The following is a 23,117-nucleotide window of genomic DNA, read 5'->3' as shown; positions in this document are numbered from 1 at the left end:
TTTCCTTTGATGGATTAGACCTGGTCTTTTTTATCGTCAACCAATGGGCTGGCGTCGTGTTCTGCTTCGATCTCTTCAGCAGGAAGCGGGGCTGGTTCAGCGTCTGGCGTAACAAAGGTTTCGGTAGATACTGCCAGCGGCTGGCCAATTTTCGTGACAGACAGGCTTTCCAGTTGCTCAACCAGATTCACTTTACCTGGTGCAAACAGGTTGATAACGGTAGAGCCAAGTTTAAAGCGCCCCATTTCCTGGCCTTTCAGCAGCGCCACAGAACCGTCGTTTTCCCCGGCAGGCCAGGTCCAGCGTTTGATGATGCCTTCGCGCGGTGGTGTAATGGTACCCGCCCAGACCGTCTCAATGCTGCCAACAATCGTCGCACCGACCAGAATCTGCGCCATCGGGCCAAATTCGGTATCGAACAGGCAGATCACGCGTTCGTTACGGGCAAACAGATTCGGCACGTTCTGAGCAGTGAGATGGTTAACGGAGAAGAGATCGCCCGGTACGTAGATCATCTCACGCAAAATACCGTTGCACGGCATGTGTACGCGGTGATAGTCACGCGGGGAGAGGTAAGTGGTCACAAACGTACCATTGCGGAAAAGATCCGCCATCAGATAGTTGCCCGCCAGCAGGGCTTCGAGGCTGTAATTGTGGCCTTTGGCTTGCAGGATTTTATCTTCTTCAATTTTACCTAGCTGGCTGATAACGCCATCGGCAGGCATGACCAGAACATTCGGATCGGTATTGATTGGGCGTACTTCGTCACGCAGCGGACGGACAAAAAATTCGTTAAAGGTGCGGTAGCTGGCAGTATCCGGCTTCTGCGCCTCTTGCATGTCGACTTTGTAGTATTTAACGAACAGATCAATAACCAGTTTTGTCAGCCATCCTGCTCGCTTGCTTGCGCCCCAACCCGCCAGGCGAGTAAGCCATAGTTTCGGCAGAATGTACTGTAGCGAAAGTTTAAATGAATTTAACAAAGTAGCCTCCAGGCCATTGTTTTGTCGTTCCTGATCCGGCGTACATGCCGGATCCTGAAAAAAAGGGGACGATTCTAACGACGGTTAGCTTAATTGTCAGTCATCCGTATCAGAAAAGTTTTTACGCGTTTTTACCTGCGCCATGCTTTCCAGAATACGGTGATAGTTTTCGAAACGGGTTTCCGCGATTTTCCCTTCGTCAACGGCTTCACGGATAGCGCAGCCCGGATCGGTATCGTGTTTACAATCGCGGTATTTGCACAGACCTAAGTAGTCATGGAATTCGACAAAACCGTGAGTGATTTGTTCCGGCTCGAGATGCCAGAGTCCGAATTCGCGTACCCCAGGAGAATCAATCACATCGCCGCCGTGCGGGAAGTGATACAACCGAGCGGCAGTAGTGGTGTGCTGGCCCAGACCTGAGTTGTCAGAGACATCGTTGGTAAGGATCTCTTTTTGCAGCCCCAGCAACGCGTTCAGCAGGCTGGATTTGCCGACGCCAGATTGCCCGGCAAAAATGCTGATGCGTCCGGTCAATGCCTCTTCCAGCGGTTTCAGCCCATCCTGAGTATGGCTGGAAACCATCAATACGCGATAACCGATGTTGCGGTAGATATCCATCTGTTCGTTGACGAACGCCATGCCTTCGTCGTCCAACAGGTCTATCTTATTGAGCACAATAATCGGCTCAATCTGCAAGGTTTCGCAGGCTACCAGGTAACGGTCGATGATATTGAGCGACAGCTCCGGCAAAATGGCGGAGACAATGACAATCTGGTCGATGTTGGCGGCGATGGGTTTCACGCCGTCATAGAAATCCGGGCGTGTTAACACCGAGGTGCGCTCATGCACCGCTTCCACGATCCCTTTGACATTTACGCCTTCCGCCGCCGGTTTACCCGGACGCCAGACTACGCGGTCGCCGGTTACCAGTGAACGGATGGTGCGGCGAATATTGCAGCGGTGAACGTCGCCATCGGCGGATTCCACATCAGCGTGCATACCAAAGCGGCTGATGACGATACCTTCATCAGGCTCGCCAAACAGATTGTCGTCGTAGTCGGGCTTCTCCTTAGACGTTTTAAGACGACGCTGGTGATTGGCGTTCACGCGGCGCTGCTGGCCTTTGGAGAGTTTATTTTTACTCAATCGTACAGACTCCTGGTCGCCCCTGATGGGCAAAACATCTATGATACACGCAATTGTGGATCAATATAGTCACTGTGAATGGGTGGAAAATAGCATGAGTGCCAATGAAAACAACCTGATTTGGATCGATCTTGAGATGACCGGTCTGGATCCCGAGCGTGATCGCATTATTGAGATTGCCACGCTGGTGACCGATGCCAACCTGAATATTCTGGCAGAAGGGCCGACCATTGCAGTACACCAGTCTGATGAACAGCTGGCGTTGATGGATGACTGGAACGTGCGCACTCATACCGCCAGCGGGCTGGTGGAGCGCGTGAAAGCGAGCACGATGGGCGATCGTGAAGCAGAACTGGCGACGCTCGAATTTTTAAAACAGTGGGTGCCTGCGGGTAAATCGCCTATCTGCGGTAACAGCATCGGTCAGGATCGCCGCTTCCTTTTCAAATACATGCCGGAACTGGAATCGTACTTCCACTACCGCTATCTCGATGTCAGCACGCTGAAAGAGCTGGCGCGCCGCTGGAAGCCGGAAATTCTCGACGGTTTTACCAAGCAGGGGACGCATCAGGCGATGGATGATATCCGCGAATCAGTTGCGGAACTGGCTTACTACCGCGAGCATTTCATCAAGCTGTAAAATTCTTCCTGGTCACGTAACCGCCGGAATCCACTTGCGGCGGCGTGATTTTGACGCTAAATTGAACGCCTTGCTGATAATTTCAGCACTTGAGATAAAAATTCGAAAAATTTTTTTTAGGGGGGTTGCAGAGGGAAAGATTTCTCGTATAATGCGCCTCCCGTAACGACGCAGAAATGCGAAATTACGAAAGCAAAAATTAAGTAGTACGCGGGAATAGCTCAGTTGGTAGAGCACGACCTTGCCAAGGTCGGGGTCGCGAGTTCGAGTCTCGTTTCCCGCTCCAAAATTTGAAAAGTGTTGCAAAGCACAGACCACCCAAGCGGGAATAGCTCAGTTGGTAGAGCACGACCTTGCCAAGGTCGGGGTCGCGAGTTCGAGTCTCGTTTCCCGCTCCAAAATTTGAAANNCCCAAGCGGGAATAGCTCAGTTGGTAGAGCACGACCTTGCCAAGGTCGGGGTCGCGAGTTCGAGTCTCGTTTCCCGCTCCAAAATTTGAAAGTGCTGCAAAGCACAGACCACCCAAGCGGGAATAGCTCAGTTGGTAGAGCACGACCTTGCCAAGGTCGGGGTCGCGAGTTCGAGTCTCGTTTCCCGCTCCAAATTCTTCTCCCAATAAAATATCCACAGCGACGCGATGCGTTATTGCTGGTTTTTGTTGCCTCTGACAAACTCTTGTAAACAGAGTTATCCACAGGTCCGGGCTGTAATCTTAATTTCAGAAAAACTTCGCACGGTGAATAGTAATTTTTTAACTTGTTAATATATAAGTTGAAAATTAAGATTGTATTTTGTCGTATTGATCACTTGACGATGATATTCGTCTTGAATTGCAATGCGTTTTTATTTTTATTCACAAGCTGTGGATGAATCAGGCGTCACGTGGTAGTCCCTTTTCAATTACACGAACCAGACGCTGTTTTTTTGGTAATAGCACTTCGACCACGCACGCATTTCGTCTCTCGATTTGCTGCGCAATCGCCCACGCTATATGCTCATCAAGAAGTGGGTGCTCACCTTTACGACTTTCCAGCGCCGTCAGAATCGCTTCATCCCAGGGCGCATTGCCTAATGCTACGGCGATATTACGCAGCCAACGCAGGTGACCTATACGGCGAATCGCCGATCCTTCCGTGACTTTTAAGAATTTCTCTTCGCTCCATGCAAAAAGCTCAATGAGTTCCGGTGCGTGTAGTGGTTTGCGCGGGCTGAAATCGTCTTCAGTTGTCAGTTGTGAATAGCGATTCCACGGACAAATAAGCTGACAGTCATCACAGCCGTAAATACGGTTTCCCATTAACGGTCGCAACTCTTCCGGGATAGCCCCTTCCAGCTCAATCGTCAGATAAGAAATACAACGGCGAGCATCGACGGTATATGGCTCGACGATGGCGCCGGTCGGGCAAATTGTCATACAGGCCACGCATTTACCGCATCCTTCCTCGACCGTTTGATCCACGGGCAGAGGAATATCGACCAGCAATTCACCTAAAAAGAAGAACGAACCGGCCTCGCGATTGAGGATAAGTGAGTGCTTACCTGTCCAGCCAAGTCCAGCTTTTTCAGCTAACGGGCGCTCGAGAATAGGCGCAGAATCGACAAACGGTCTAAAATTCAGCGAAACACAATGTTGCTGAATCATCTCGCCCAGCTTTTTGAGTCGGTTGCGCAGAAGCTTGTGATAGTCACGGCCCAGCGCATAACGGCTAACATAGCCGAGTTTGGGATTTTTCAGCGTGCTGGCAAATGCGGCGTTGGCAGGAAGATAATTCATCCGCACGCTGATCACGCGCAGCGTACCGGGCAATAATTCGTGAGGGCGAGCGCGCAGCATACCGTGACGCGCCATCCAGTCCATTTCGCCGTGGTACTGTTTGTCCAGCCATGCTTGCAGTTTGGGCTCGGACGCGCTGAGATCGGTATCGGTAATACCTACCTGCTGAAAGCCCAGTTCCAGCCCCCACTGTTTAATTTTTTGCGCTAACTGATTGAGATCGAGGGGCTCTGACATGACGGACCATACAATGAAGAAAAACCCCGTAAGTATACCACACACCGTCTGGCACGCCGACGATATCCGCCGCGGAGAACGTGAGGCGGCAGATGCGCTGGGGCTCACTCTCTATGAGCTGATGCTTCGCGCTGGCGAAGCCGCATTTCAGGTGTGTCGTTCGGCTTATCCTGACGCCCGCCACTGGCTGGTGCTGTGTGGTCATGGCAATAACGGTGGTGATGGTTATGTGGTCGCGCGGCTAGCCAAAGCCGTCGGCATTGATGTCACGCTGCTGGCCCAGGAAAGTGACAAGCCGTTGCCGGAAGAGGCCGCGCTGGCACGCGAGGCATGGTTAAACGCGGGAGGCGAAATCCATGCGACGAATATTGTCTGGCCCGAATCGGTGGATCTGATTGTTGATGCGCTGCTCGGCACCGGATTGCAGCAAGCACCTCGCGAATCCATTAGCCTGTTAATCGACCACGCTAATTCCCATCCTGCGCCGATTGTGGCGGTTGATATTCCTTCCGGCCTGTTGGCGGAAACCGGCGCCACGCCAGGCGCGGTGATCAACGCCGATCACACCATCACCTTTATTGCGCTGAAACCTGGCTTGCTCACCGGGAAAGCGCGGGATGTTACCGGACAACTGCATTTTGATTCGCTGGGGCTGGATAGCTGGCTGGCAGGTCAGGAGACGAAAATTCAGCGGTTTTCTGCTGAACAACTTTCTCACTGGCTGAAACCGCGTCGCCCGACTTCGCATAAAGGCGATCACGGGCGGCTGGTGATTATCGGTGGCGATCACGGTACGGCGGGGGCGATTCGTATGACGGGGGAAGCGGCGCTGCGTGCTGGCGCTGGTTTGGTCAGAGTGCTGACCCGCAGTGAAAACATTGCGCCGTTGCTGACCGCACGACCGGAATTGATGGTGCATGAACTGACGATGGACTCTCTTACCGAAAGCCTGGAATGGGCCGATGTGGTGGTGATTGGTCCCGGTCTGGGCCAGCAAGAGTGGGGGAAAAAAGCCCTGCAAAAAGTTGAGAATTTTCGCAAACCGATGTTGTGGGATGCCGATGCATTGAACCTGCTGGCAATCAATCCCGATAAGCGTCACAATCGCGTGATCACGCCGCATCCTGGCGAGGCCGCGCGGTTGTTGGGCTGTTCCGTCGCTGAAATTGAAAGTGACCGCTTACATTGCGCCCAACGTCTGGTACAACGTTATGGCGGCGTAGCGGTGCTGAAAGGTGCCGGAACCGTGGTCGCCGCCCATCCTGACGCTTTAGGCATTATTGATGCCGGAAATGCAGGCATGGCGAGCGGCGGCATGGGCGATGTGCTCTCTGGTATTATTGGCGCATTGCTTGGGCAAAAACTGTCGCCGTATGATGCAGCCTGTGCAGGCTGTGTCGCACACGGCGCGGCAGCTGACGTACTGGCGGCGCGTTTTGGTACGCGCGGGATGCTGGCAACCGATCTCTTTTCCACGCTACAGCGTATTGTTAACCCGGAAGTGACTGATAAAAACCATGATGAATCGAGTAATTCCGCTCCCTGATGAGCAGGCAACATTAGACCTGGGCGAGCGGGTAGCGAAAGCCTGCGATGGCGCAACCGTAATCTATCTGTATGGCGATTTAGGCGCAGGTAAAACCACCTTTAGCCGGGGTTTTTTACAGGCTCTGGGTCATCAGGGTAATGTCAAAAGCCCCACTTATACGCTGGTCGAACCCTATACGCTCGACAACATAATGGTTTATCACTTTGATTTGTACCGCCTTGCCGATCCCGAGGAGCTGGAGTTTATGGGGATCCGCGATTATTTTGCCAACGATGCCATCTGCCTGGTGGAGTGGCCACAACAAGGTACAGGTGTTCTTCCTGACCCGGATGTCGAAATACACATTGATTATCAGGCACAAGGCCGTGAGGCGCGCGTGAGTGCGGTTTCCTCTGCGGGTGAATTGTTGCTGGCGCGTTTAGCCGGTTAACCTTTGAAAGGTGGCGGGATGATGTATCGCATCAGAAATTGGTTGGTTGCGACGTTGGTGCTGCTGTGCGCGCAGGCTGGCGCCGCGACGCTCTCTGATATTCAGGTTTCTAACGGCAACCAACAGGCGCGGATAACGTTGAGTTTTATTGGCGAGCCTGACTATGCGTTTAGCCATCAAGGTAAACGCACCGTGGCACTCGATATCAAACAAACGGGCGTGATTCAGGGGCTGCCGTTGTTGTTCAGCGGTAATAATCTGGTGAAGGCAATTCGCTCTGGAACGCCTAAAGATGCACAAACGTTGCGGCTGGTGGTCGATCTTACCGAAAACGGTAAAACCGAAGCGGTGAAGCGGCAGAATGGCAGCAATTACACCGTCGTCTTTACGATTAACGCCGATGTGCCGCCACCGCCTCCTCCGCCGCCAGTGGTTGCGAAACGCGTTGAAACGCCTGCGGTTGTCGCACCGCGCGTTAGCGAACCGGCGCGCAATCCGTTTAAAACAGAAAGCAACCGTACCACGGGTGTTATCAGCAGCAATACGGTAACGCGTCCGGCAGCGCGCGCGACGGCTAACACTGGCGATAAAATTGTCATCGCTATTGATGCCGGACACGGCGGCCAGGACCCTGGCGCTATCGGCCCTGGTGGTACACGGGAGAAAAATGTCACCATCGCCATTGCGCGTAAATTACGTACCTTGCTCAATAACGATCCGATGTTTAAGGGCGTTTTAACCCGTGACGGGGATTACTTTATCTCGGTGATGGGGCGTAGTGATGTGGCACGTAAGCAAAACGCCAATTTCCTTGTGTCGATTCATGCCGATGCCGCACCAAACCGTAGTGCCACCGGTGCCTCTGTATGGGTGCTCTCAAACCGTCGCGCCAACAGCGAAATGGCAAGCTGGCTGGAACAGCATGAGAAGCAGTCGGAGCTGCTGGGCGGGGCGGGTGATGTGCTGGCGAACAGTCAGGCCGACCCGTACCTAAGCCAGGCGGTGCTGGATTTACAGTTCGGTCATTCCCAGCGGGTAGGGTATGATGTGGCGACCAATATGATCAGTCAGTTGCAACGCATTGGCGAAATTCATAAACGCCGACCAGAACACGCCAGTCTCGGCGTTCTGCGTTCGCCGGATATCCCGTCAGTACTGGTCGAAACTGGTTTTATCAGCAATAACAGCGAAGAACGTTTGCTGGCGAGCGACGATTACCAACAACAACTGGCAGAAGCCATTTACAACGGCCTGCGCAATTACTTCCTTGCGCATCCAATGCAGTCTGCGCCGCAGGGTGCAACGGCACAAACTGCCAGTACGGTGACGACGCCAGATCGCACGCTGCCAAACTAAGGATTATTGATGCCAATTCAGGTCTTACCGCCACAACTGGCGAACCAGATTGCCGCAGGTGAGGTGGTCGAGCGACCTGCGTCGGTAGTCAAAGAACTGGTGGAAAACAGCCTCGATGCGGGCGCGACGCGTATCGATATTGATATCGAACGCGGTGGGGCGAAACTTATCCGCATTCGTGATAACGGCTGCGGTATCAAAAAAGATGAGCTGGCGCTGGCGCTGGCTCGTCATGCCACCAGTAAAATCGCCTCTCTGGACGATCTCGAAGCTATTATCAGCTTGGGCTTTCGCGGTGAGGCGCTGGCGAGTATCAGTTCGGTTTCCCGTCTGACGCTCACTTCGCGTACCACGGAGCAGCAGGAAGCCTGGCAGGCCTATGCCGAAGGGCGCGATATGGACGTGACGGTTAAACCGGCGGCGCATCCGGTGGGTACGACGCTGGAAGTGCTGGACCTGTTCTACAACACCCCGGCGCGGCGCAAATTCTTGCGCACCGAGAAAACCGAATTTAACCATATCGATGAAATCATCCGCCGCATTGCGCTGGCGCGTTTCGACGTCACTATCAACCTGTCGCATAACGGAAAAATCGTACGTCAGTACCGAGCAGTACCGGAAGGCGGGCAAAAAGAACGCCGTTTAGGGGCGATTTGCGGCACTGCTTTTCTCGAACATGCGCTGGCGATCGAATGGCAACACGGCGATCTCACGCTGCGCGGCTGGGTGGCTGATCCGAATCACATCACGCCCGCACTGGCGGAAATTCAGTATTGCTACGTAAATGGGCGCATGATGCGCGATCGCCTGATTAATCACGCGATCCGCCAGGCCTGCGAAGACAAACTGGGCGCCGATCAGCAACCGGCGTTTGTGCTATATCTGGAGATCGACCCGCATCAGGTGGACGTCAACGTCCATCCGGCAAAGCACGAAGTGCGCTTTCATCAGTCGCGTCTGGTGCATGACTTTATCTATCAGGGCGTGCTGAGCGTGCTGCAACAGCAGCTGGAAACGCCCTTGCCGTTGGAAGATAACGCCCAGTCAGCACCGCGCCATATACCCGAAAACCGCGTGGCAGCAGGGCGTAATCACTTTGCTGAACCGGCAGTTCGTGAGCCAGTGGCTCCGCGTTACTCTCCGTCTTCATCTCCTGTGCCTGCTGCAAGTAGTGGTAGCCGTCAGGCCGCCCCGTGGCCGAACGCGCAACCGGGCTACCAGAAACAGCAAGGCGATGTGTATCGCCAGCTTTTGCAAACGCCTGCACCGATGCACAAACCAAAAGTGCAAGAATCGCAGGAACTTACGCTGGCTGCGAATGGTCAAAGCTTTGGTCGGGTGTTGACTATCGTCCATTCGGACTGTGCGCTACTAGAACGTGACGGCAATATTTCACTTTTAGCCCTGCCGGTGGCGGAGCGCTGGTTACGTCAGGCGCAGTTAACGCCGGGAGATGCGCCGGTCTGCGCTCAGCCGCTGCTTATTCCGCTGCGGCTAAAAGTCTCTGGTGAAGAAAGAGCGGCCTTAGAAAAAGCGCAGTCTGCACTGGCGGAATTGGGTATTGAATTTCAGTCCGATGCGCAGCATGTGACCATCAGGGCCGTGCCTTTACCCTTACGCCAACAAAATTTACAAATCTTGATTCCTGAACTGATAGGCTACCTGGCGAAGCAGTCCGTATTCGAACCTGGCAATATTGCGCAGTGGATTGCACGAAATCTGATGAGCGAACATGCGCAGTGGTCAATGGCACAGGCCATTACCCTGCTGACGGACGTAGAACGGTTATGTCCGCAGCTTGTGAAAACGCCGCCGGGTGGTCTGTTACAATCTGTTGATTTACATCCGGCGATAAAAGCCCTGAAAGATGAGTGATATCAGTAAGGCGAGCCTGCCTAAGGCGATTTTTTTAATGGGGCCGACGGCCTCCGGTAAAACGGCGTTAGCTATTGAGCTGCGTAAAATTTTACCAGTAGAGTTGATAAGCGTTGATTCTGCCCTTATTTACAAAGGGATGGATATCGGGACGGCGAAGCCGAACGCTGAAGAATTACTCGCCGCGCCGCACCGATTGCTGGATATTCGCGATCCGTCGCAGGCTTATTCGGCCGCTGATTTTCGCCGCGATGCGCTGGCGGAGATGGCCGATATCACGGCGGCGGGGCGGATCCCACTGTTAGTGGGCGGTACGATGTTGTATTTCAAGGCATTGCTGGAAGGGTTGTCGCCGCTACCGTCGGCGGACCCGGAAGTACGGGCCAGAATTGAGCAACAGGCGGCAGAGCAAGGTTGGGAGTCATTGCATCGTCAACTTCAGGAGATCGATCCGGTTGCGGCAGCAAGGATTCATCCAAATGATCCACAAAGGCTTTCCCGAGCACTGGAAGTTTTTTTCATTTCGGGTAAAACTTTAACGGAACTGACGCAAACGTCAGGAGACGCTCTACCGTATCAGGTGCATCAGTTCGCCATCGCCCCGGCGAGCCGTGAACTGCTCCATCAACGAATTGAGCAGCGTTTTCATCAGATGTTGGCTTCAGGTTTTGAAGCAGAAGTCCGGGCGCTTTTTGCCCGAGGAGATTTGCATACGGATTTGCCTTCCATTCGTTGCGTGGGTTATCGCCAGATGTGGTCTTACCTTGAAGGCGAAATCTCATACGATGAAATGGTTTATCGAGGTGTTTGCGCCACGAGACAGTTGGCGAAGCGGCAGATAACCTGGCTGCGTGGTTGGGAAGGGGTTCACTGGCTTGACAGTGAAAAACCAGAACAGGCGCGTGACGAAGTATTACAGGTTGTTGGTGCTATCGCAGGCTGAATGTGTACAATTGAGACGTATCGTGCGCAATTTTTTCAGAATCGAAAGGTTCAAAGTACAAATAAGCATATAAGGAAAAGAGAGAATGGCTAAGGGGCAATCTTTACAAGATCCGTTCCTGAACGCACTGCGTCGGGAACGTGTTCCAGTTTCTATTTATTTGGTGAATGGTATTAAGCTGCAAGGACAAATCGAGTCTTTTGATCAGTTCGTGATCCTGTTGAAAAACACGGTCAGCCAGATGGTTTATAAGCACGCGATTTCTACTGTTGTCCCGTCTCGCCCGGTTTCTCATCACAGTAACAACGCCGGTGGCGGTACCAGCAGTAACTACCATCATGGTAGCAGCGCGCAGAATACTTCCGCGCAACAGGACAGCGAAGAAACCGAATAAGGTTTCGGGCTGTTTTTTTTACACGGGGAGCCAGCGATCCTGCGTTCCCCGCTGATCTATTTAGAGGGTTATACGCTTGTTTGACCGTTATGATGCTGGTGAGCAGGCGGTACTGGTACACATCTATTTTACGCAAGACAAAGATATGGAAGACCTCCAGGAGTTTGAATCTCTGGTCTCTTCCGCCGGTGTCGAAGCATTGCAGGTGATTACCGGTAGCCGTAAAGCGCCGCACCCAAAGTATTTTGTAGGTGAAGGTAAAGCAGTTGAAATTGCGGAAACCGTAAAAGCGACGGGTGCTTCGGTCGTTCTTTTTGACCATGCCCTGAGCCCGGCGCAGGAGCGTAACCTGGAGCGTTTGTGCGAGTGTCGTGTTATCGACCGCACCGGCCTTATTTTAGATATTTTCGCCCAACGTGCGCGTACCCATGAGGGTAAGTTGCAGGTTGAGCTGGCGCAGCTGCGCCATCTGGCTACGCGCCTGGTGCGTGGCTGGACCCACCTTGAAAGACAGAAAGGCGGGATCGGTTTGCGTGGTCCGGGTGAAACCCAGCTCGAAACCGACCGTCGTTTGTTGCGTAATCGCATCGTACAGATACAGTCGCGCCTGGAAAGAGTTGAAAAGCAGCGTGAGCAGGGGCGGCAATCACGTATCAAAGCCGACGTCCCTACTGTTTCGCTGGTGGGATATACCAACGCCGGTAAATCTACCCTTTTCAATCGCATCACCGAAGCGCGGGTCTACGCGGCAGACCAGTTGTTTGCCACCCTCGACCCGACGTTGCGGCGTATTGACGTCGCGGATGTCGGTGAAACCGTGCTGGCAGATACCGTAGGGTTTATTCGCCACCTGCCGCACGATCTGGTGGCGGCGTTTAAAGCCACGTTGCAAGAGACGCGGCAAGCCACATTGCTGCTGCATGTGATTGATGCGGCGGATGTGCGTGTACAAGAAAACATCGAAGCGGTGAATACGGTTCTTGAAGAGATCGATGCTCACGAGATCCCAACTCTGCTGGTGATGAACAAGATCGATATGCTGGAAGATTTCGAACCGCGTATTGATCGGGACGAAGAGAACAAACCGATCCGTGTCTGGCTTTCCGCACAGACCGGAGCGGGGATACCACAGCTTTTTCAGGCTTTGACGGAGCGGCTTTCCGGCGAGGTGGCGCAGCATACATTGCGTCTGCCACCGCAGGAAGGGCGTCTGAGAAGTCGTTTTTATCAGCTTCAGGCAATAGAAAAAGAGTGGATGGAGGAAGACGGCAGCGTAAGTCTGCAAGTTCGTATGCCGATCGTTGACTGGCGTCGCCTCTGTAAACAAGAACCGACGTTGATCGATTACCTGATCTAACGGCGTAGCGTCTGAAGCGTGGAGTCATATCCTCTGGCGTCGAAAGACAACAGGGATCACCGCATAACAAATATGGAGCACAAACATGGCGTGGAATCAGCCCGGTAATAACGGACAAGACCGCGACCCGTGGGGAAGCAGCAAACCTGGCGGCAACTCTGAGGGAAATGGAAACAAAGGCGGTCGCGATCAAGGGCCACCTGATTTAGATGATATCTTCCGCAAACTGAGCAAAAAGCTCGGTGGTCTGGGCGGCGGTAAAGGCACCGGATCTGGCGGTGGCAGTTCATCGCAAGGCCCGCGCCCGCAGCTTGGCGGTCGTGTCGTTACCATCGCAGCGGCAGCGATTGTCATTATCTGGGCGGCCAGTGGTTTCTACACCATTAAAGAAGCCGAACGCGGCGTGGTAACACGCTTTGGCAAATTCAGCCATCTGGTTGAGCCGGGTCTGAACTGGAAACCGACGTTTATCGACGAAGTCAAACCGGTGAACGTGGAAGCCGTGCGTGAACTGGCCGCTTCTGGTGTGATGCTGACGTCGGACGAGAACGTGGTGCGCGTTGAGATGAACGTGCAGTACCGCGTAACTAATCCGGAAAAATACCTGTATAGCGTGACCAGCCCGGATGACAGCCTGCGTCAGGCTACCGACAGCGCCCTGCGTGGGGTTATCGGTAAATACACTATGGACCGCATTCTGACGGAAGGTCGTACCGTGATTCGTAGCGATACTCAGCGCGAACTGGAAGAGACTATCCGCCCGTATGACATGGGTATCACGCTGCTGGACGTCAACTTCCAGGCTGCTCGTCCGCCGGAAGAAGTAAAAGCGGCGTTTGATGATGCGATTGCCGCGCGTGAAAACGAACAGCAATACATTCGTGAAGCAGAAGCGTATACCAACGAAGTTCAGCCGCGTGCGAACGGTCAGGCGCAACGTATCCTCGAAGAGGCGCGTGCGTACAAGGCCCAGACCATCCTGGAAGCTCAGGGTGAAGTGGCGCGCTTTGCTAAACTTCTGCCGGAATATAAAGCCGCGCCGGAAATTACTCGCGAGCGTCTGTATATCGAGACGATGGAAAAAGTGTTGGGTAACACCCGCAAAGTGCTGGTTAACGATAAAGGTGGCAACCTGATGGTTCTGCCGTTAGACCAGATGCTGAAAGGTGGTAACGCCCCTGCGGCGAAGAGCGATAACGGTGCCAGCAATCTGCTGCGTCTGCCGCCAGCCTCTTCCTCCACAACCAGTGGAGCAAGCAACACGTCGTCCACCAGTCAGGGCGATATTATGGACCAACGCCGCGCCAACGCGCAGCGTAACGACTACCAGCGTCAGGGGGAATAACGATGCGTAAGTCAGTTATCGCGATTATCATCATCGTGCTGGTAGTGCTTTACATGTCTGTCTTTGTCGTCAAAGAAGGTGAGCGCGGTATTACGCTGCGTTTTGGTAAGGTACTGCGTGACGATGACAACAAACCTCTGGTTTATGAGCCGGGTCTGCATTTCAAGATACCGTTCATTGAAACGGTGAAAATGCTCGACGCGCGTATTCAGACCATGGATAACCAGGCCGACCGCTTTGTGACCAAAGAGAAGAAAGACCTGATCGTCGACTCTTACATCAAATGGCGCATCAGCGATTTCAGCCGTTACTACCTGGCAACGGGCGGTGGCGACATTTCGCAAGCGGAAGTGCTGTTGAAACGTAAGTTCTCTGACCGTCTGCGTTCTGAAATTGGTCGCCTGGACGTGAAAGACATCGTCACCGATTCCCGTGGTCGTCTGACCCTGGAAGTGCGTGACGCGCTGAACTCCGGTTCTGCGGGTACAGAAGATGAAGTTACTACCCCGGCAGCAGATAACGCCATTGCCGAAGCGGCAGAGCGCGTAACGGCTGAGACGAAGGGCAAAGTTCCGGTCATCAACCCGAACAGTATGGCGGCGCTGGGTATTGAAGTTGTCGATGTGCGTATCAAGCAGATCAACCTGCCGACCGAAGTGTCTGAAGCGATCTACAACCGTATGCGCGCCGAGCGTGAAGCGGTAGCACGTCGTCATCGTTCACAAGGTCAGGAAGAAGCAGAAAAACTGCGTGCGACTGCTGACTATGAAGTCACCAGAACGCTGGCAGAAGCAGAACGTCAGGGCCGTATCATGCGCGGTGAAGGTGATGCCGAAGCTGCCAAGCTGTTTGCAGACGCATTCAGCAAGGATCCAGACTTCTACGCGTTCATTCGTAGCCTGCGTGCTTATGAGAACAGCTTCTCTGGCAATCAGGACGTGATGGTCATGAGCCCGGACAGCGATTTCTTCCGCTATATGAAGACGCCGAGCTCCGCGACGCGTTAATATAACGACCGCGGTACAGGTCAATAAAGCCACCGCATCCTCAGGGATGTCGGTGGTTTTCTTTTTCTATAAGGATAATGAATGAATTCGACTATCTGGCTGGCGCTTGCCCTGGTTTTAGTGTTGGAAGGTTTAGGGCCGATGCTTTACCCGAAGGCATGGAAGAAGATGATCTCCGCAATGACTAATTTACCCGATAATATTTTACGTCGTTTTGGCGGTGGACTTGTGGTTGCGGGCGTTGTGGTCTACTACATGTTGAGGAAAACGATTGGCTGAGCAAAAAATAGGCTGACTAAGGTCATTTTTGGATGCAAAAAGTGCTGTAACTCTGAAAAAGCGATGGTAGAATCCATTTTTAAGCAAACGGTGATTTTGAAAAATGGGTAACAACGTCGTCGTACTGGGCACCCAATGGGGTGACGAAGGTAAAGGTAAGATCGTCGATCTTCTGACTGAACGGGCTAAATATGTTGTACGCTACCAGGGCGGTCACAACGCAGGCCATACTCTCGTAATCAACGGTGAAAAAACCGTTCTCCATCTTATTCCATCAGGTATTCTCCGCGAGAATGTAACCAGCATCATCGGTAACGGTGTTGTGCTGTCTCCGGCCGCGCTGATGAAAGAGATGAAAGAACTGGAAGACCGTGGCATCCCCGTTCGTGAGCGTCTGCTACTGTCCGAAGCATGTCCGCTGATCCTTGATTATCACGTTGCGCTGGATAACGCGCGTGAGAAAGCGCGTGGCGCGAAAGCGATCGGCACCACCGGTCGTGGTATCGGGCCTGCTTATGAAGATAAAGTGGCACGTCGCGGTCTGCGTGTTGGCGACCTTTTCGACAAAGAAACCTTCGCTGAAAAACTGAAAGAAGTGATGGAATATCACAACTTCCAGTTGGTTAACTACTACAAAGCTGAAGCGGTTGATTACCAGAAAGTTCTGGATGATACGATGGCAGTTGCCGACATCCTGACTTCTATGGTGGTTGACGTTTCTGACCTGCTCGACCAGGCGCGTCAGCGTGGCGATTTCGTCATGTTCGAAGGTGCGCAGGGTACGCTGCTGGATATCGACCACGGTACTTATCCGTACGTAACTTCTTCCAACACCACTGCTGGTGGCGTGGCGACCGGTTCCGGCCTGGGCCCGCGTTATGTTGATTACGTTCTGGGTATCCTCAAAGCTTACTCCACTCGTGTAGGTGCAGGTCCGTTCCCGACCGAACTGTTTGATGAAACTGGCGAGTTCCTCTGCAAGCAGGGTAACGAGTTCGGCGCAACTACGGGTCGTCGTCGTCGTACCGGCTGGCTGGATACTGTTGCCGTTCGTCGTGCGGTACAGCTGAACTCCCTGTCTGGCTTCTGCCTGACCAAACTGGACGTTCTGGATGGCCTGAAAGAGGTGAAACTCTGCGTGGCTTACCGTATGCCGGATGGTCGCGAAGTGACTACCACTCCGCTGGCTGCTGACGACTGGAAAGGTGTAGAGCCGATTTACGAAACCATGCCGGGCTGGTCTGAATCCACCTTCGGCGTGAAAGATCGTAGCGGCCTGCCGCAGGCGGCGCTGAACTACATCAAGCGCATTGAAGAGCTGACCGGTGTACCGATCGATATCATCTCTACCGGCCCGGATCGTTCTGAAACCATGATTCTGCGCGACCCGTTCGACGCGTAATTCTGGGACGCCCGGCAGATATTTTGCCTGCTGGGCTAACAGTGTGATACATTGCTGTGTCGGGTAAGCCATTACGCTATCCGACACAGTGTTAAATCCTCGCTTTTTTCCTTCCCCAAACTGAAATAAATTAGCGACACAGCTTGTGGCTGGTTTATCATCAATATAAATGTATTTTTTCCCGATTTCCCTTTTTTGAGGTTGATGTGCAGTTAACGAGTTTCACTGATTACGGATTACGTGCGCTGATCTACATGGCATCATTGCCAGAAGGGCGGATGACCAGTATTTCTGAAGTGACTGACGTCTACGGCGTCTCCCGTAATCATATGGTCAAAATAATCAATCAACTTAGTCGTGCCGGCTACGTGACTGCTGTTCGTGGAAAAAATGGCGGCATTCGCCTGGGTAAACCGGCGAGTGCGATACGTATTGGTGATGTGGTGCGCGAGCTGGAACCTTTATCGCTGGTGAATTGCAGTAGTGAGTTTTGCCACATTACACCTGCCTGTCGGTTGAAACAGGCACTTTCTAAGGCCGTGCAAAGTTTTCTTACGGAACTGGATAACTACACGCTTGCCGATTTGGTTGAAGAGAATCAACCGCTTTATAAATTATTGCTGGTGGAGTGACGAAAATCTTCATCAGAGATGACAACGGAGGAACCGAGATGTCACAAGATCCTTTCCAGGAACGCGAAGCTGAAAAATACGCGAATCCCATCCCTAGTCGGGAATTTATCCTCGAACATTTAACCAAACGAGAAAAACCGGCCAGCCGTGATGAGCTGGCGGTAGAACTGCACATTGAAGGCGAAGAGCAGCTTGAAGGCCTGCGTCGCCGCCTGCGCGCGATGGAGCGCGATGGTCAACTGGTCTTCACTCGCCGTCAGTGCTATGCGCTGCCGGAACGCCTCGACCTGGTGAAAGGTACCGTTATTGGCCACCGTGATGGCTACGGCTTTCTACGGGTTGAAGGACGTAAAGATGATTTGTATCTCTCCAGCGAGCAGATGAAAACCTGCATTCATGGCGATCAGGTGCTGGCGCAACCGCTGGGCGCTGACCGTAAAGGTCGTCGTGAAGCGCGTATTGTTCGCGTACTGGTGCCAAAAACCAGCCAGATTGTTGGTCGCTACTTTACCGAAGCGGGCGTCGGCTTTGTGGTTCCTGACGACAGCCGTCTGAGCTTCGATATCTTAATCCCGCCCGATCAGATCATGGGCGCGCGGATGGGCTTTGTGGTGGTTGTTGAACTGACCCAACGCCCGACTCGCCGTACCAAAGCGGTGGGTAAAATCGTCGAAGTGCTGGGCGACAATATGGGCACCGGCATGGCGGTTGATATCGCTCTGCGTACCCATGAAATTCCGTATATCTGGCCGCAGGCTGTTGAGCAACAGGTTGCCGGGCTGAAAGAAGAAGTGCCGGAAGAAGCAAAAGCGGGTCGTGTCGATCTGCGCGATTTACCGCTGGTCACCATTGATGGCGAAGACGCCCGTGACTTTGACGATGCAGTTTACTGCGAGAAAAAACGCGGCGGCGGTTGGCGTTTATGGGTCGCGATTGCCGACGTCAGCTACTATGTGCGTCCGCCAACACCGCTGGACAGCGAAGCGCGTAACCGTGGTACGTCTGTGTATTTCCCTTCGCAGGTTATCCCGATGCTGCCGGAAGTGCTCTCTAACGGCCTGTGCTCGCTCAACCCGCAGGTAGACCGCCTGTGTATGGTGTGCGAGATGACCATTTCGTCGAAAGGCCGCCTGACTGGCTACAAATTCTATGAAGCGGTGATGAGCTCTCACGCGCGTCTGACCTACACCAAAGTCTGGCATATTCTGCAGGGCGATCAGGATCTGCGCGAGCAGTACGCGCCGCTGGTTAAGCATCTCGAAGAGTTGCATAACCTCTATAAAGTGCTGGATAAAGCCCGTGAAGAACGCGGTGGGATCTCATTTGAGAGCGAAGAAGCGAAGTTCATTTTCAACGCTGAACGCCGTATTGAGCGTATCGAACAGACCCAACGTAACGACGCACACAAGTTAATTGAAGAGTGTATGATTCTGGCGAATATCTCGGCGGCGCGTTTCGTTGAGAAAGCCAAAGAACCGGCACTGTTCCGTATTCACGATAAGCCGAGCACCGAAGCGATTACCTCTTTCCGTTCAGTGCTGGCGGAGCTGGGGCTGGAACTGTCGGGCGGTAACAAGCCGGAACCGCGTGACTACGCGGAGCTGCTGGAGTCGGTTGCCGATCGTCCTGATGCAGAAATGCTGCAAACCATGCTGCTACGCTCGATGAAACAGGCGATTTACGATCCGGAAAACCGTGGTCACTTTGGTCTGGCATTGCAGTCCTATGCGCACTTCACTTCGCCGATTCGTCGTTATCCTGACCTGACGCTGCATCGCGCCATTAAGTATCTGCTGGCGAAAGAGCAGGGGCATCAGGGCAACACCACTGAAACCGGCGGCTACCATTATTCGATGGAAGAGATGCTGCAACTGGGTCAGCACTGTTCGATGGCGGAACGTCGTGCCGACGAAGCAACGCGCGATGTGGCTGACTGGCTGAAGTGTGACTTCATGCTCGACCAGGTGGGCAACGTCTTTAAAGGCGTTATTGCCAGCGTCACCGGCTTTGGCTTCTTTGTTCGTCTCGACGACCTGTTCATTGATGGTCTGGTCCACGTCTCTTCGCTGGACAATGACTACTATCGCTTTGATCAGGTGGGTCAACGGCTGATGGGCGAATCCAGCGGCCAGACTTATCGCCTGGGCGATCGCGTGGAAGTTCGCGTCGAAGCGGTTAATATGGACGAGCGCAAAATCGACTTTAGCCTGATCTCCAGCGAACGCGCTCCGCGCAACGTCGGTAAAACGGCGCGCGAGAAAGCGAAAAAAGGCGATGCAGGCAAAAAAGGCGGCAAGCGTCGTCAGGTCGGTAAAAAGGTAAACTTTGAGCCAGACAGTGCCTTCCGCGGCGAGAAAAAAACGAAGCCGAAAGCGGCGAAGAAAGACGCGAGAAAAGCGAAAAAGCCATCGGCGAAAACGCAGAAAATAGCCGCAGCGACCAAAGCGAAGCGTGCGGCGAAGAAAAAAGTGGCAGAGTGATCATTACCCTCTTCAAACAGAAGAGGGTTAGATTGCTGACAAAATGCGCTTTGTTCATGCCGGATGCGGCGTGAACACCTTATCCGGCCTACATAATCACGCAAATTCAATATATTGCAGGGATCATGTAGGCCGGATAAACGTAGTGCATCAGGCAAAACGTAAACAACGAGTACATTAATGAGCGAAATGATTTACGGCATCCACGCAGTGCAGGCCCTGCTGGAACGCGCCCCTGAACGTTTTCAGGAAGTCTTTATTTTAAAAGGCCGTGAAGATAAACGTCTGTTACCGCTGATTCACGCCCTTGAGTCCCAGGGCGTGGTTATCCAGCTGGCAAACCGCCAATATCTCGATGAGAAAAGCGACGGTGCCGTGCATCAGGGCATTATCGCCCGTGTGAAACTAGGACGGCAGTATCAGGAAAACGATCTGCCGGATCTGATCGCTTCGCTCGATCAACCGTTCCTGCTGATCCTCGACGGTGTAACCGATCCGCATAATCTCGGTGCGTGCCTGCGTAGCGCGGATGCCGCTGGCGTTCATGCGGTAATTGTGCCGAAAGATCGCTCTGCACAGCTCAACGCCACGGCGAAAAAAGTGGCCTGCGGCGCGGCAGAAAGCGTTCCGCTGATTCGAGTGACCAACCTGGCGCGTACTATGCGTATGTTGCAGGAAGAGAATATCTGGATCGTCGGTACGGCAGGTGAAGCGGATCACACGCTCTATCAGAGCAAAATGACCGGGCGCCTGGCGCTGGTGATGGGCGCTGAAGGTGAAGGCATGCGTCGCCTGACTCGTGAACATTGCGACGAGTTGATCAGCATCCCAATGGCAGGAAGTGTTTCTTCGCTGAACGTTTCGGTTGCGACCGGAATTTGCTTATTTGAAGCGGTTCGCCAGCGCAGCTAATCCCTCTGATTTAAGAAAAACCATCCAGATTTGGATGGTTTTTTTTTATCTATAGCTGGTAAGATAATTACGCTCTATAAATATTCACCTTATTAATAATTAAATTTTATATATATGGAATAATATATGATATGGAATCCGTTGGCGCTGGCGACAGCGTTACAAGCTGTACCTAAACAAAATATTGATGTAACAAATAGTGAAAATGCATTAATTATTAAAATGAATGATTACGGCGATTTGCAAATCAATGTTCTTTTTACTTCTCGCCAGATGATTATCGAAACATTTATTTGTCCGGTAAGCTATATCAATAATCCAAATGAATTTAATACATTCCTTTTAAGAAATCAGAAAATTATGCCGTTATCATCGGTGGGGATCTCCAGCGTGCAACAGGAAGAGTATTACATTGTTTTTGGGGCGTTATCGCTTAAATCTTCTCTTGAAGATATCCTGCTTGAGATAACCTCGCTGGTAGATAATGCATTGGATCTGGCTGAAATTACAGAAGAATATTCACACTAATTACAAGGACGGGTATTTATGGGAATTTTAAAAAGTTTATTTACGCTGGGGAAATCGTTTATCTCCCAGGCGGAAGAATCCATTGAAGAAACCCAGGGCGTGCGCATGCTGGAACAACATATTCGGGACGCCAAAGCTGAACTGGATAAAGCCGGAAAATCTCGCGTCGATCTGCTGGCGCGGGTGAAATTAAGTAACGATAAGCTGAAAGATTTACGCGAGCGTAAAACCAGTCTGGAAGCCCGTGCGCTGGAAGCATTAAGCAAGAACGTTAACCCATCGTTAATTAACGAAGTCGCCGAAGAAATTGCGCGCCTTGAGAATCTTATTACCGCTGAAGAACAGGTGTTGTCGAATCTGGAAGTCTCCCGTGATGGCGTGGAAAAAGCAGTTACAGCGACAGCGCAGCGTATCGCTCAGTTTGAGCAGCAAATGGAAGTCGTTAAAGCCACTGAAGCCATGCAGCGTGCACAACAGGCTGTAACGACTTCTACCGTTGGCGCATCTTCCAGCGTTTCGACAGCGGCAGAATCCTTAAAACGCCTCCAAACGCGTCAGGCCGAACGTCAGGCTCGCCTGGATGCTGCTGCACAGTTGGAAAAAGTCGCAGACGGTCGCGATCTTGATGAAAAGCTGGCGGAAGCCGGAATTGGCGGTAGCAATAAAAGTAGCGCCCAGGATGTATTAGCAAGACTGCAACGCCAACAGGGCGAGTAATTTTTTTGCCAGCCTCACTAAAAGGCTGGCAACTATTTTAAGGATAAAATATGTCTGGTTTTTTCCAGCGTCTGTTTGGCAAGGATGATAAGCCTGCTATTAATCGCGGTCCGCTGGGACTCCATCTCAATAGTGGCTTTACGCTCGACTCGTTAACGTTTCGTTTGCTGGAAGATGAATTGCTGATTGCGCTGCCGGGTGAGGAATTTACGGTAGCCGCCGTCAGCCGCATCGATCTGGGCGGCGGTAGCCAGATTTTCCGCTACTACACTTCAGGCGATGAATTTCTGCAAATCAATACCACCGGCGGCGAAGATATTGATGACATTGATGATATCAAGCTCTTTGTCTATGAAGAGAGCTACGGTATCAGTAAAGAGAGTCACTGGCGCGAGGCGATCAACGCCAAGGCGATGGGGGCAATGACCTTAAACTGGCAGGATAAACGCTGGCAGCGATTTTTTAACAGCGAAGAACCGGGAAATATTGAACCCGTCTACATGCTGGAAAAAGTAGAAAATCAAAACCATGCCAAATGGGAGGTCCATAATTTTACCATGGGCTACCAACGGCAAGTGACCGAAGATACTTACGAATATTTGCTGTTAAATGGTGAGGAATCTTTTAACGATCTCGGCGAGCCGGAGTGGTTATTTTCGCGCGCGCTGGGCGTCGATATCTCGCTGACATCACTTAATATTATTGGTTAATTACAGGGACGTTTACGATGCATATACTGGATTCACTTCTTGCTTTTAGCGCCTATTTTTTTATTGGCGTGGCGATGATAATTATTTTTCTGTTTATCTACTCCAAAATTACACCGCACAACGAATGGCAATTAATCAAAAACAATAATACCGCGGCGTCACTGGCATTCAGCGGTACATTGTTGGGTTACGTGATCCCCTTATCCAGTGCGGCAATCAATGCGGTGAGCATTCCGGATTATTTCGCCTGGGGCGGGATTGCACTGGTGATTCAGTTACTCGTTTTTGCTGGTGTCAGACTTTATATGCCCGCATTAAGTGAAAAAATTATTAATCACAATACCGCAGCAGGAATGTTTATGGGAACCGCCGCGCTGGCTGGCGGTATTTTTAACGCAGCTTGTATGACATGGTAATG

The 23,117-nt window shown here is 52.4% G+C and carries 23 protein-coding genes and 4 tRNA genes; 24 read left to right on the top strand and 3 right to left on the bottom strand.

From position 1 onward, the window contains the following. Window positions 1–14 precede the first annotated feature (14 nt). Together asd and rsgA are read right to left on the bottom strand one after the other, a co-directional pair. A complete protein-coding gene (asd, locus tag D9597_RS05100; RefSeq protein ID WP_130221779.1) occupies window positions 15–983 on the bottom strand; it encodes an archaetidylserine decarboxylase in 969 nt (322 codons plus the stop codon). A gap of 96 nt (window positions 984–1,079) precedes the next feature. Beyond that, on the bottom strand, window positions 1,080–2,132 hold the full coding sequence (gene rsgA / locus D9597_RS05095) for a small ribosomal subunit biogenesis GTPase RsgA (RefSeq protein ID WP_130205979.1): 1,053 nt from the start codon (window positions 2,130–2,132) through the stop codon (window positions 1,080–1,082). A 94-nt stretch (window positions 2,133–2,226) separates the two neighbouring features. Here rsgA and orn point away from each other — a divergent pair, with 94 nt between their 5' ends. The 6 genes from orn (at window position 2,227) to D9597_RS05065 (ending at window position 3,661) form a co-directional block, all read left to right on the top strand. After that, window positions 2,227–2,772, top strand: a complete 546-nt coding sequence (gene orn / locus D9597_RS05090; RefSeq protein ID WP_064525781.1) for an oligoribonuclease — start codon at window positions 2,227–2,229, stop codon at window positions 2,770–2,772. A 210-nt stretch (window positions 2,773–2,982) separates the two neighbouring features. Beyond that, a tRNA-Gly gene (locus D9597_RS05085) sits at window positions 2,983–3,058 on the top strand. 36 nt (window positions 3,059–3,094) lie between these two features. Next, window positions 3,095–3,170, top strand: a tRNA-Gly gene (locus tag D9597_RS05080). A gap of 17 nt (window positions 3,171–3,187) precedes the next feature. Continuing rightward, window positions 3,188–3,263 (top strand) — tRNA-Gly (locus D9597_RS05075). A 35-nt stretch (window positions 3,264–3,298) separates the two neighbouring features. After that, window positions 3,299–3,374, top strand: a tRNA-Gly gene (locus tag D9597_RS05070). Between the two features lie 233 nt (window positions 3,375–3,607). Next, window positions 3,608–3,661, top strand: a complete 54-nt coding sequence (locus D9597_RS05065) for a hypothetical protein (protein ID WP_100699686.1) — start codon at window positions 3,608–3,610, stop codon at window positions 3,659–3,661. Here the strand turns inward: D9597_RS05065 and queG are convergent. Next, entirely contained in the window at window positions 3,644–4,783 is a 1,140-nt protein-coding gene (gene queG / locus D9597_RS05060) for a tRNA epoxyqueuosine(34) reductase QueG (RefSeq protein ID WP_130221778.1), read from the bottom strand. The genes D9597_RS05065 and queG overlap by 18 nt on opposite strands. On the opposite strand from queG, the gene nnr reads away from it, so the two are divergent. The 18 genes from nnr to D9597_RS04970 all read left to right on the top strand — a co-directional run bounded on the left by nnr (window position 4,782) and on the right by D9597_RS04970 (window position 23,115). Continuing rightward, entirely contained in the window at window positions 4,782–6,329 is a 1,548-nt protein-coding gene (gene nnr / locus D9597_RS05055; protein ID WP_130221777.1) for a bifunctional ADP-dependent NAD(P)H-hydrate dehydratase/NAD(P)H-hydrate epimerase, read from the top strand. The two genes, queG and nnr, sit on opposite strands and share 2 nt — an antisense overlap. After that, on the top strand, window positions 6,301–6,762 hold the full coding sequence (gene tsaE / locus D9597_RS05050) for a tRNA (adenosine(37)-N6)-threonylcarbamoyltransferase complex ATPase subunit type 1 TsaE (protein ID WP_069913368.1): 462 nt from the start codon (window positions 6,301–6,303) through the stop codon (window positions 6,760–6,762). Before nnr ends, tsaE begins: the two co-directional genes overlap by 29 nt. A gap of 18 nt (window positions 6,763–6,780) precedes the next feature. Next, window positions 6,781–8,118: an N-acetylmuramoyl-L-alanine amidase AmiB gene (amiB, locus tag D9597_RS05045; RefSeq protein ID WP_130221776.1), complete on the top strand. Its 1,338-nt coding sequence runs from the start codon at window positions 6,781–6,783 to the stop codon at window positions 8,116–8,118. Between the two features lie 9 nt (window positions 8,119–8,127). Next, on the top strand, window positions 8,128–9,993 hold the full coding sequence (gene mutL, locus D9597_RS05040) for a DNA mismatch repair endonuclease MutL (RefSeq protein WP_130221775.1): 1,866 nt from the start codon (window positions 8,128–8,130) through the stop codon (window positions 9,991–9,993). Then, a complete protein-coding gene (miaA, locus tag D9597_RS05035) occupies window positions 9,986–10,936 on the top strand; it encodes a tRNA (adenosine(37)-N6)-dimethylallyltransferase MiaA (protein ID WP_001280339.1) in 951 nt (316 codons plus the stop codon). The genes mutL and miaA overlap by 8 nt, the downstream gene beginning before the upstream one ends. 85 nt (window positions 10,937–11,021) lie before the next feature. Further along, complete coding sequence (gene hfq / locus D9597_RS05030) at window positions 11,022–11,330, top strand: RNA chaperone Hfq (protein ID WP_001051883.1); 309 nt, start codon at window positions 11,022–11,024, stop codon at window positions 11,328–11,330. Between the two features lie 76 nt (window positions 11,331–11,406). Beyond that, window positions 11,407–12,687, top strand: coding sequence for a ribosome rescue GTPase HflX (hflX, locus tag D9597_RS05025; RefSeq protein ID WP_130221774.1), 1,281 nt, complete (start codon window positions 11,407–11,409; stop codon window positions 12,685–12,687). 85 nt (window positions 12,688–12,772) lie between these two features. Then, complete coding sequence (hflK, locus tag D9597_RS05020; RefSeq protein ID WP_000312488.1) at window positions 12,773–14,032, top strand: FtsH protease activity modulator HflK; 1,260 nt, start codon at window positions 12,773–12,775, stop codon at window positions 14,030–14,032. Between the two features lie 2 nt (window positions 14,033–14,034). Further along, window positions 14,035–15,039, top strand: a complete 1,005-nt coding sequence (hflC, locus tag D9597_RS05015) for a protease modulator HflC (protein ID WP_001232411.1) — start codon at window positions 14,035–14,037, stop codon at window positions 15,037–15,039. 81 nt (window positions 15,040–15,120) lie between these two features. Then, window positions 15,121–15,318, top strand: a complete 198-nt coding sequence (locus D9597_RS05010) for a DUF2065 domain-containing protein (protein WP_001089295.1) — start codon at window positions 15,121–15,123, stop codon at window positions 15,316–15,318. A 103-nt stretch (window positions 15,319–15,421) separates the two neighbouring features. Continuing rightward, entirely contained in the window at window positions 15,422–16,720 is a 1,299-nt protein-coding gene (gene purA / locus D9597_RS05005) for an adenylosuccinate synthase (protein WP_130221773.1), read from the top strand. A 206-nt stretch (window positions 16,721–16,926) separates the two neighbouring features. Beyond that, the gene (gene nsrR / locus D9597_RS05000) at window positions 16,927–17,352 is read left to right on the top strand and encodes a nitric oxide-sensing transcriptional repressor NsrR (protein ID WP_001177639.1); all 426 of its coding nucleotides are present in this window, start codon (window positions 16,927–16,929) and stop codon (window positions 17,350–17,352) included. Between the two features lie 38 nt (window positions 17,353–17,390). After that, entirely contained in the window at window positions 17,391–19,832 is a 2,442-nt protein-coding gene (gene rnr / locus D9597_RS04995) for a ribonuclease R (protein WP_130221772.1), read from the top strand. A gap of 180 nt (window positions 19,833–20,012) precedes the next feature. Then, window positions 20,013–20,744 carry a 23S rRNA (guanosine(2251)-2'-O)-methyltransferase RlmB gene (gene rlmB, locus D9597_RS04990; protein ID WP_001598152.1) on the top strand — a complete coding sequence of 244 codons (732 nt, stop codon included), beginning with the start codon at window positions 20,013–20,015 and terminating at the stop codon, window positions 20,742–20,744. Window positions 20,745–20,870: 126 nt separating this feature from the next. After that, window positions 20,871–21,272, top strand: coding sequence for a DUF2170 family protein (locus D9597_RS04985; protein ID WP_130205993.1), 402 nt, complete (start codon window positions 20,871–20,873; stop codon window positions 21,270–21,272). A gap of 18 nt (window positions 21,273–21,290) precedes the next feature. After that, window positions 21,291–21,989 (top strand): PspA/IM30 family protein, encoded by a 699-nt coding sequence (locus D9597_RS04980; RefSeq protein WP_130221771.1) that lies wholly within the window; start codon window positions 21,291–21,293, stop codon window positions 21,987–21,989. A 50-nt stretch (window positions 21,990–22,039) separates the two neighbouring features. Next, window positions 22,040–22,699: a YjfK family protein gene (locus D9597_RS04975; protein WP_130221770.1), complete on the top strand. Its 660-nt coding sequence runs from the start codon at window positions 22,040–22,042 to the stop codon at window positions 22,697–22,699. A gap of 17 nt (window positions 22,700–22,716) precedes the next feature. Then, window positions 22,717–23,115: a DUF350 domain-containing protein gene (locus D9597_RS04970; protein ID WP_130221769.1), complete on the top strand. Its 399-nt coding sequence runs from the start codon at window positions 22,717–22,719 to the stop codon at window positions 23,113–23,115. The last annotated feature ends 2 nt before the right edge of the window (window positions 23,116–23,117 follow it).

It is taken from the genome of Escherichia sp. E13S3, assembly GCF_004212325.1.
Lineage (GTDB): Bacteria > Pseudomonadota > Gammaproteobacteria > Enterobacterales > Enterobacteriaceae > Escherichia.
The sequence above is the reverse complement of the archived record's forward strand: the minus strand, read 5'-3'. Positions and strand labels throughout refer to the sequence as shown.